8 protein-coding genes and 1 pseudogene are annotated in these 9,173 nt (G+C 62.4%); 6 read left to right on the top strand and 3 right to left on the bottom strand.

Annotated elements, in window-relative coordinates; translation table 11 throughout:
* From AC1D0Z_RS12330 to AC1D0Z_RS12315, 4 genes are all read left to right on the top strand, one after another.
* Positions 1-523: hypothetical protein (locus AC1D0Z_RS12330; RefSeq protein WP_477658535.1), on the top strand; the 523-nt coding region annotated here is incomplete at its 5' end.
* Positions 524-536: 13 nt separating this feature from the next.
* Complete coding sequence (rtcA, locus tag AC1D0Z_RS12325) at positions 537-1,595, top strand: RNA 3'-terminal phosphate cyclase (protein ID WP_477658534.1); 1,059 nt, start codon at positions 537-539, stop codon at positions 1,593-1,595.
* Positions 1,596-1,713: 118 nt separating this feature from the next.
* The gene (locus AC1D0Z_RS12320; RefSeq protein ID WP_477658533.1) at positions 1,714-2,700 is read left to right on the top strand and encodes a hypothetical protein; all 987 of its coding nucleotides are present in this window, start codon (positions 1,714-1,716) and stop codon (positions 2,698-2,700) included.
* Positions 2,701-2,850: 150 nt separating this feature from the next.
* Positions 2,851-4,113, top strand: a complete 1,263-nt coding sequence (locus tag AC1D0Z_RS12315) for an Nramp family divalent metal transporter (RefSeq protein ID WP_477658532.1) — start codon at positions 2,851-2,853, stop codon at positions 4,111-4,113.
* On the opposite strand, the gene soxR is transcribed toward AC1D0Z_RS12315, so the two are convergent.
* Entirely contained in the window at positions 4,110-4,586 is a 477-nt protein-coding gene (soxR, locus tag AC1D0Z_RS12310) for a redox-sensitive transcriptional activator SoxR (RefSeq protein ID WP_477658531.1), read from the bottom strand. The genes AC1D0Z_RS12315 and soxR overlap by 4 nt on opposite strands.
* A gap of 103 nt (positions 4,587-4,689) precedes the next feature.
* On the opposite strand from soxR, the gene AC1D0Z_RS12305 reads away from it, so the two are divergent.
* Together AC1D0Z_RS12305 and AC1D0Z_RS12300 are read left to right on the top strand one after the other, a co-directional pair.
* Positions 4,690-5,028 carry an antibiotic biosynthesis monooxygenase gene (locus AC1D0Z_RS12305; protein ID WP_477658530.1) on the top strand — a complete coding sequence of 113 codons (339 nt, stop codon included), beginning with the start codon at positions 4,690-4,692 and terminating at the stop codon, positions 5,026-5,028.
* A 164-nt stretch (positions 5,029-5,192) separates the two neighbouring features.
* Entirely contained in the window at positions 5,193-6,305 is a 1,113-nt protein-coding gene (locus AC1D0Z_RS12300; protein ID WP_477658529.1) for an endonuclease/exonuclease/phosphatase family protein, read from the top strand.
* Between the two features lie 29 nt (positions 6,306-6,334).
* Here the strand turns inward: AC1D0Z_RS12300 and xdhB are convergent, their stop codons facing one another.
* Together xdhB and AC1D0Z_RS12290 are read right to left on the bottom strand one after the other, a co-directional pair.
* On the bottom strand, positions 6,335-8,779 hold the full coding sequence (gene xdhB, locus AC1D0Z_RS12295) for a xanthine dehydrogenase molybdopterin binding subunit (RefSeq protein WP_477658528.1): 2,445 nt from the start codon (positions 8,777-8,779) through the stop codon (positions 6,335-6,337).
* Positions 8,776-9,173, bottom strand: a pseudogene (locus tag AC1D0Z_RS12290) (xanthine dehydrogenase small subunit); the annotation flags it as partial. The pseudogene AC1D0Z_RS12290 and the gene xdhB, both read right to left, overlap by 4 nt.

The raw sequence follows: 9,173 nt of genomic DNA, 5'->3' as shown, positions 1-9,173 counted from the left end.
CTACACGCTGGAGAAAGGCGTTGATCCTTCTCCAGCGCTGCATCGGTACGCGCTCGAGTTGCTTTTCACGGGCCTGCGGGAACAGTATTCGGCAAGGAACCAGGAGGCCATCAAAAGATGGCCGCAATTTAGCGTGTCGGATTGTTTTGACCTTTACTACGACTGTGCCGCTGCGCTTCCGGAAATTCTGCCGGCAGAAAAAGTACAGGACCTCCTTTCCTGCACGGCGCATGCGGGGGGTGCGCCTTGCTTGTTTTCGAGCTTTAGTGACCCACCATACGGTTTCAGGAAAGATGCTGACGCGAAGGCGCTGTTTGATCAGTGGTGTCAAATTTTAGGTTTGATCCCGGGCCATTTTCCTGAGGTGAGCGATTGGGTTGGCGACCCCGATCTTGAGCCATCGCGCAGCGAATGGAGTAACTATTTTGAAGCAGGAAAAGAGTGGTGGGGCATTTGGTGCCTGACGGTATGGAATCCTGTTACCCGCACATTGGGCGTGCTGGCCGCCAGCACGAGTGATTAATGAAAGAAGAAAAATGATTGAACTCGATGGCTCGCAAGGCGAGGGGGGCGGGCAGATTTTGCGCACGGCGCTGGCACTGAGCCTGGTGACGGGCAAGCCGTTTCGCATGGACAACATCCGTGCCCGGCGGCCCAAGCCCGGCTTGATGCGCCAGCACCTGGCCTGCGTGAACGCGGCTGTGGCGGTGGGCGGCGGCGTCGATCAGACCTCTGCCGTCAATGCCGACGGCCAGGCCGTGCAGATCGGCGAGACCACGCTGCTCTTCACGCCCGGTGAGGTGCGCGCGGGCGACTACGAATTTGCGGTCGGCTCGGCCGGCAGTTGCATGCTGGTGCTGCAAACCGTGCTGTGGCCGCTGCTCCAGGCCAAAGCTGCCTCCACGCTGCACCTCAGCGGCGGGACGCACAACCCCATGGCGCCGTCGTGTTCCTTCCTGGCCCTGCTGGCGCCTTACTTTGCCGGCAATGGAGAGGCGCTGTTTGACATTGAGTTGCGTCGCCACGGCTTTTATCCCGCCGGCGGCGGAGAGGCGCGCGTGCGCCTGTATCCACCCGCGCAAGGCTTTGCGGCCATCCACCTCATGGAGCGTGGCACGTTGCTGGAGGCTTATGCCGAATGCCTGCATGCCGGCCTGCCGCGGGGCGTGGCCGAGCGTGAGCTGGCCGTGCTGCGCCAGGGGCTGGGCTGGGAAGATAGCTGCCTGCGCGACCGGGGCCTGCGCAGTAACGAAGGGCCGGGCAATGCGCTGCTGGCCGTCCTGCGCTACGAACACATCACCGAGGTGTTTGCAGCCTACGGCGAAAAGAGCGTCAGTGCCGAGCAGGTCGCGCGCCGCCTGGTGCAGGAGGTGAAGGACTACCAGGCCCACCAGGCGCCGGTAGGCCCGCACCTGGCAGACCAGCTGATGATCCCCCTGGCCTTGGCCGGTTTGCAGGGGAAGGTGGGTCGTTACCGGGCGACGGAACTGACCGAGCACGCCCGCACCAACGCACGGACCATTGAAGCCTTCCTGCCCGTGAAGTTCTCATGTGAGCCATGCGGTGCGGGAACGGTGATTTCGTTGCAGATGTGATGAATAGCGGGTCAATCCCGGCCGATGCATGCCAGTATGAAAAACTGCAGTGCCTTGCTGGTGGTGGTCCGGGACCGGATAAGCCTTACAGTATGGGCTGGTCGCATGAGGAAACTGTATGTCCAACGGCAAAAATACACTGCCATCCGGCGCCCCCGATAAAGCCCACATCGAGGACGCGATCGACAAGGTCAACCGGCAGGTCAAGATCCTGCGGGCCTTCAAAATATCGGTGACGCAGACTGGCTGGGATTCGAGCGTGGAGTCCCTGCAAAAGAAAGTTAACACCACCCTGGCCGACAGCTTTGGCATGGGCACGCCCGAATACCGGCAGTTTGCCGTTGCGATACAGGATTTCCTGCTGGACAAAACTTTCGGCGACCGCTTCACGGACGACGAACGCCAGCAAAAAGTCAGGCAAGGGATTGATCTGGCCATCATGCGCGTGAACGCAGCCAAGAAGCTGCTGAACGACTACCTCAATGGCACTGCGGTGCCGATGGCGGAGCCGGTTGCGGAGGTGAAGCCGGTGTCGCCGCCCCCACCAGCACCAGCACCTGCACCTGCACCGGAACCCGAACCGGAACCGGAACCGGAACCGGAACCGGAACCGGAACCGGAACCGGAACCGATCTCCGCGCCTTCACCTTCCATTCCAACGAGGATGCCCATGTCCAAGACCGATCTCACTTCCTCATCCGCCACCGCGCCGCAAGCCGTGTCCKGTTCTCGCGTGGCTATCCTGGGCTTGGGCGGAGATGCCGTGGGCGACGCGTGTGAGTTCATGGAGCAGCTGGGGCTGGAGGCGGCAATCCTCGACGCCGTCTCTGTCGACCAGCTCGAGGGGCTGCGAAATGTGGCGTTTCTGCTTCTGTTGCCGGGCAAAAAGTCCGACGCGCCTGCGGCCATGCTGGCCATCGGCTTCATGCTCGCGGCGATCGGCCGCGGCCGTATAGCCTGCCTGCAGTCCGAAGACGACGCTGTGCCGGATGTCCTGAAGGGCGCGACATGCATTACGGTCGACGAGGAGGGCTTGTGGCGGCTGCTGCTGGCACGCGAGATGAAGCGCGCAGGCCTCCAGGTGGATCTGAACCGTGCCGTGTAAGCGATGCACCGTCGCGACCTTGCTATTGATTTGGTAGCTGCTTGCGCCCGCCTTTATTGGCTTGAAACCGGTTTTTCATGCTGAATTTTGCCTGCAGGCGATCCGCCGGGTTTAAGCTTCGCCTCATCGGGCGCTGTTAGCCTCGCGGCCATGTTGAACCGCATCCCCTCTTTCCTGCGCCATGTCGGCCCAGGCGTTGTCACCGGCGCTGCCGATGATGACCCCTCCGGCATTGCCACCTACACGCAGGCGGGGGCACAGTTCGGCACCGGGTTGCTCTGGACGGTGTTTTTGTCGCTGCCCTTCATGATTGCCATCCAGCTGGTGAGCGCGCGTATTGGGCGTGTCACCGGCAAGGGCGTGGCGGCCAACCTGCGGGAGCACACGCCGCGCGCCTTTTTGATGAGCATGGTGTTTCTGCTGGTGATTGCCAACACCATCAACATCGCGGCCGACATTGCCGCCATGGGCGAGGCGCTGCAGCTGGCGGTGGGCGGCGGTGACCACTTTCATGCAGTCGCCTTCGGCATCATCACCGTGCTGCTGCAGGTGTTTGTGCCCTACCGCAAGCTGGCGCCCATCCTCAAATGGCTGACGCTCTTCCTGTTTGCCTATGTGATCGCCGTGTTCCTGGTGCAGGTGCAGTGGGCGCAGGTGCTGCACGACCTGGTGGTACCCAAGCTGCAATGGACCTCGGGCTACTGGATGATGATCGTCGCGCTGCTGGGCACCACGATTTCGCCTTACCTGTTTTTCTGGCAGGCCTCGCAAGAGGTCGAAGAGCTGCGCCTGAAGGGTGGCGTGCTGGGCGCTGAAAAGAAGATCCGCCGCGACCTGCGCCGCGTCAAGCGCGACACCTACATCGGCATGTTTTTCTCCAATGCCGTTGCCTTTTTCATCATGGTGCTGGCCGGGGCGGTGTTGTATGCGGCCGGCATTCACGACGTCACTTCGGCCGCGCAGGCGGCACAGGCCCTGCGGCCGCTGGCCGGCGACTTTGCCTTTGCGCTGTTTGCCGGCGGCATCATCGCCACCGGCCTGCTGGCGGTACCGGTGCTGGCTTCATCGGCCGCCTATGCTGTGGCCGAAGCCTTCGGCTGGCCCGAGGGCCTGGAGCGCCACTGGTACGAGGCCAAGCGTTTCTACGCCATCATCGTCATCGCCACCGTGGTAGGCACGGGCATGGACTTCACCCCCATCGACCCGATGAAAGCGCTTTACTGGAGCGCCGTGATCAACGGCGTGGTGGCCGTGCCCATCATGGCCGGCCTGATGCTGCTGGCGGGGCGCAAATCGGTGATGGGCAACTTCACTTCGGGTCTGAAAACCACCTGGTTTGGCTGGGGTGGGGTGGTGGTAATGGGTTTTGCGGTGGCGATGATGCTGCTGGATCTGATCCGCCCCTTGTTCTAGGCTTCCCGGCGACGAACCCACAAACGCTGCGGCCCCGCGCCCTGCCCGGCGAGCCGGTCATATGGGTTGCGCAGCCGGCATTTGTCAATCGACAGGCAGCCGCAGCCTATGCAGTCGTCCAGGGTGTCGCGCAGTTTCTTGAGCTGCGCCATGCGCTCGTCCAGGTCGGCGCGCCAGGCAGCAGACAGGCGTTCCCAGTCCGCGCGGCTGGGCGCTGCTTTCGCGGGCAAGGTGGCCAGCGCGGCTTCGATGTCGGCCAGCGCGATGCCCACGCGCTGCGCGACCCGCACAAAGGCCACGCGCCGCAGCATCTCGCGCGCGTAGCGGCGCTGGTTGCCTTCGGTTCGGGTGCTGCTGATCAGGCCTTTGGTCTCGTAGAAGTGCAGGGTGGACACCGCCACGCCGCTGCGGCGCGCCATGTCGCCCACCGAGAGCGTGGGGAAGATGCCGGCCTGTTCCAGTTCCGTGGGCATGGGAATCCTTTTGCAAAGAGTGCTTGACCTCAACTTTACTTGAGGTTTCAGACTCCGGAATTCCGCAAGCCAATCCGGCCTGCCATTTCAAAGGAGTTGTCTCATGCCAGGTGAATCTTCAACCCCCGCATCCACGTCGGTGTTCCGCATCGACAAATTTGTGGTGCCTTCGCAATCGATCTCCGTGTTTGTAGAGCGCATCCATCATGTTCAGAGTATGTTGGCCGCGTTGCCGGGCTGCTTGCAGAAGCATGTGTTGACCCAGACGGGCGACAGCAGCGAGTTCGATGTGGTGACCGTGGTCGAGTGGGCCAATGCCGATGCGGTGGCCGCCGCCCAGACCGTCATGCAAAAGCAGCTCGCCAGCGAAGGCTTTGACATTCAGGCTTTCAGGAAAAAGCTGGGTGTGCGCGGGGATTCGGGGATGTATCGCGAGGCTTGAGTTGCAGCACCGGTACAGACAAAGCCATCATCACCGCGTCACAAATCAATGCAAAAGTGGGGTGCGGAACAGCAGTTTTGGTCATGATTCCTCCTGCATTTGGAGGGTGTGAGGTTGCCAGCTGCTGCCTAGACTTGTTTCACTCAACTTCTTGGGAGTGCGCCATGCGTCTTGCTACTTTCAATGTAGAGAACATGTTCGACCGTGCCAAGGCCCTGAACTCGCAGGACTGGGGCGAGGGTAAGCCGGCACTGGAGGCGCACAAGGAGCTGAACACGCTGTTTGAGAAGGCCGCCTACAGTGCGGCTGACAAGAAACGCATGCTCAAGCTGATGGAAGATAACGGGCTGCTGAAGACCGACGAAGGCCCTTTGCTGATCCTGCGCAAGATACGCGGCCAGCTGATCAAGCGGCCGCGTGTGGGTGATGCGGAGATAGTCGCGGCCGGGCGCAAGAGCTGGATAGGCTGGGTTGAACTCAAGACGGAACCCGTCAATGAAAAGGCCACGCTCAACACCGCGCGCGTGCTGCGCAGCATCAAGGCCGACGTGCAGGCCGTGATCGAATCTGAAGACCGCACGACCTTGCGCCTTTTCAACCAGCAGGTGCTGACGGAAGTGGGCGCACAGCCCTTCAAACATGTCATGCTGGTAGACGGCAATGACGACCGCGGCATTGATGTGGGCCTGATGACACGTGACGGCTACCCCATCGTCGGCATACGCTCCCATGTGGATGACGAAGATGCCAAGGGCCTGATCTTCAGCCGCGACTGCGCCGAGTATGAAGTCAGCCTGCCAGGTGGCGGGCGGCTATGGGTGATGGTGAACCACTTCAAAAGCAAGGGCTACGGCTCCCAGGCGGCGAATGACGCCAAACGCAGGCGTCAGGCCCAACGGGTGCGTGATCTTTATGACCAGCACATCGACGATGGCGACCTGTACGTCGCGGTGATAGGCGACCTGAACGAGATCCCGGCCAATGCGCCCATGAACCCCTTGCTGCGTTCAGGTTCTACCTTGACGGATGTATTTGACCACCCGGACTTTGACACGGATGGCCGCCCAGGAACCCATGGCAATTGCACGGCAGCGGGAAAGCTGGACTACATCCTGTTGTCACCGGCGCTGTTTGCGAAAGTAAAAAAGGGCGCGGTGGAGCGGCGTGGCATGTGGGGCGGTGTGAACGGCACCTTGTGGCCGCATTTCCCCGAAGTCAGCAACGCGGATGAAGCCGCCTCGGACCACGCCGGCTTGTGGGTGGACCTGGATATCTGAAACCTGGACCGGAACCTGAGAGTGCGGCCTCAGGCCAAAGCGCGCAGGATGTTTTCCGCGGTGGCTGGCGCCGCCAGCCTGACTGGCAGGTTAGCCGGCTGGCACGCGCCCACCGCATCCCGCAGTGCCTCATACACACTGATCGCCAGCATCAGCGGTGGTTCGCCCACGGCCTTGCTGCCGAAGACATTGTCTTCGCGGTTGGGCTCGGGCCATAAATCGACCTTGAAGTGTTCCGGTATGTCGCCGGTCGCGGGAATTTTGTACGTGCTGGGCGCGTGCGTGGTAAGGAGCCCCTTGTCGTTCCACACCAGCTGCTCGGTCGTGAGCCAGCCCATGCCCTGCACAAAGCCGCCTTCGATCTGGCCGATGTCGATGGCCGGGTTGATGGACGTGCCCACGTCATGCAGGATGTCGACTTTCAGCACGCGGCTTTCGCCTGTGAGTGTGTCGATGGCGACTTCGGTGCAGGCTGCGCCATAGGCGAAGTAGTAGAAAGGCCGGCCGGTCAGCGTGGCCTTGTCGTAATGGATTTTCGGCGTGCGGTAAAAGCCGTCGCTCCAGAGCTGGATGCGGTTGGCGTAGGCCAGCTTCACGACTTCGGTGAACGGCCGTGCGCCAGTGGGTGTGATGACCTCGCCGCCCTCAAAACGAACAGCACCCGCGCCGCAGCGGTCCAGCCCCGCGACAAACTGCGCCAGGTTGTCACGCACATTGCGCGCTGCGTACTGCGCGGCGCGCGCGTTCAGGTCGGTGCCGGCTGAGGCCGCTGTGGCTGAGGCGTTCGGAATCTTGCTGGTGTCGCTGGCCGTGGCCAGCACCTGGTCGAACGGCACGCCGAGCTCGTCGGCCACGATCTGCGCGACCTTGGTGTTCAGGCCCTGGCCCATCTCGGTGCCGCCGTGGTTCACCTGCACGCTGCCGTCGGTGTACACATGCACCAACGCGCCGGCCTGGTTGAAGAGGGTGGCGGTGAAGGAAATGCCGAACTTCACGGGCGTGATGGCGATGCCGCGCTTGATGACCGGGCTCTTGCTGTTCCAGGCAGAAATGGCCTGGCGGCGTTGCGGGTAAAGCGCAGACCGCTCCAGTTTTGATAGCAGCGGGGCAAGGATGTTGTCCTCGACCTTCATCTGGTAGTGCGTGGTATCGCGGCACCGTTCCGGTGCGGTCGCGCTCACCGGTGTGACGACTTCGTCGCTATACAAGTTGCGTTTGCGAACCTCCAGCGGATCCAGCCCGAGCCTGCGCGCGATATCGCCCATGATGGCTTCAATCACGATCATTCCCTGCGGCCCGCCAAAGCCGCGGAAGGCCGTGTTACTTTGCGTGTTCGTCTTGCAGCGGTAGGACGCGATCTCCACGTCTTCCAGAAAGTAGGCGTTGTCGGCGTGGAAGACCGCGCGGTCAGCCACGGGGCCTGACAGGTCGGCGCTGAAGCCGCAGTTCACCGCCATCATGAGTTTGAGGCCGCTGAGCCGGCCGGTATTGTCAAAACCCACGTCGTACTCATACGCAAACGGGTGCCGTTTGCCGGTGACCATGAAGTCATCGTCGCGGTCCAGCCGCAGCTTCATAGGGCATTTGAGTTTGTGCGCGGCAATGGCGGCCCATACCGCCATCTGCCCCGACTGCGTTTCCTTGCCGCCAAAACCGCCCCCCATGCGCCGGCATTCGACGCGCACGGCGTGGTTGGCGATGCCCAGTGCGTGCGATACCCAATGCTGGATCTCGCCGGGGTGCTGGGTGCTGGAATACACCAGCCACTGCTGCTGCTCCTGCGGTACGACGTAGGCAACCTGGCCTTCGAGGTAAAAATGTTCCTGCCCGCCGACTTCGAGTGTGCCGTGCAGCGTGTGGGTAGCTTTCTTCAAGGCGTGCGCTGCATCGCCGCGCTTCACGAAGACCGGCGGCAGCACATAGCTTTCGGCCTTGAGCGCGTCGTGTACTGTCAACAGTGCGGGCAGAGGCTCGATATTGCACACCACCTTTCGCGCGGCGCGGCGGGCCTGCATGACCGTATCGGCTACCACCACGCCAATCACCTGGCCGATGTGCTGCACCGTGTCTTGTGCAAACACCGGTTCGTCGTGCGAGAAATTGCCCAGCACCGGGTCGCCCGGAATGTCGCGCGCCAGAATCACATCACGCACGCCTGGCATCGCCAGGGCCGCTGCGGTGTCAACGCCCAGCAGCTTGCCGTGTGCCACGCTCGACAGGATGGGCGCGGCATGCAGCGTGCCGCGTATCTCGGGGATGTCATCGATGTAAGTGGCCGCACCGGCTACTTGCGCGCGCGCGCTTTCATGCGGTGTGGAGCGGCCCGCTGCCTGCGTGCCTGCAGGTTTTTGGTCAAGCGACGTTTTTTCCGCCAGGTCCGTGGGAGGCACATCGCCGGCGCGAGCATTGGCTACGCGTACATCCGGGTCGGCCACCGCGTCGCGGCTGAGGGAGATGTCTTTTGCGGCGGTCATGCGGCTTCCTCCAGGCGGAAGCTGGCCAGGTTGATCTGCTGCATGCCTTGGCTTTCCAGCCAGTAGCGCTGCAGCAGGTTGCCCAGGACCTGGCTGCGGTACCCGGCGCTTGCCCGCATGTCTGAAATGGGTGAGAACTCCGCGCGCAATGTCGCCATTGCGTGCTGCACGGTGGCCTGCGTCCACGGCTGGCCCTTCAGTGCCGTCTCGGTCTGTATGGCCCGCACCGGCGTGGCGGCGACGCCGCCTGCGCCAATGGAAGCAGCGACCACGGTGTTGTTTTCAATCTGCAAATTGATCGCCAGGCAGACGGCAGAAATATCGTCGTCGTAGCGCTTGGAGATTTTGTACACCTTCATGGCTTCCAGCGGTTGCGGCCTGGGCACCTTGACCC

The organism is Polaromonas sp. P1_E3 (assembly GCF_056405935.1).
The sequence above is the reverse complement of the archived record's forward strand: the minus strand, read 5'-3'. Positions and strand labels throughout refer to the sequence as shown.

Excerpts from the sequence above, each read along its gene's own strand:
- rtcA (WP_477658534.1), top strand. The coding sequence starts at position 537 with ATGATTGAACTCGATGGCTCGCAAGGCGAGGGGGGCGGGCAGATTTTG.
- AC1D0Z_RS12315 (WP_477658532.1), top strand. The coding sequence starts at position 2,851 with ATGTTGAACCGCATCCCCTCTTTCCTGCGCCATGTCGGCCCAGGCGTT.
- soxR (WP_477658531.1), bottom strand. The coding sequence starts at position 4,586 with ATGCCCACGGAACTGGAACAGGCCGGCATCTTCCCCACGCTCTCGGTG.
- AC1D0Z_RS12305 (WP_477658530.1), top strand. The coding sequence starts at position 4,690 with ATGCCAGGTGAATCTTCAACCCCCGCATCCACGTCGGTGTTCCGCATC.
- AC1D0Z_RS12300 (WP_477658529.1), top strand. The coding sequence starts at position 5,193 with ATGCGTCTTGCTACTTTCAATGTAGAGAACATGTTCGACCGTGCCAAG.
- xdhB (WP_477658528.1), bottom strand. The coding sequence starts at position 8,779 with ATGACCGCCGCAAAAGACATCTCCCTCAGCCGCGACGCGGTGGCCGAC.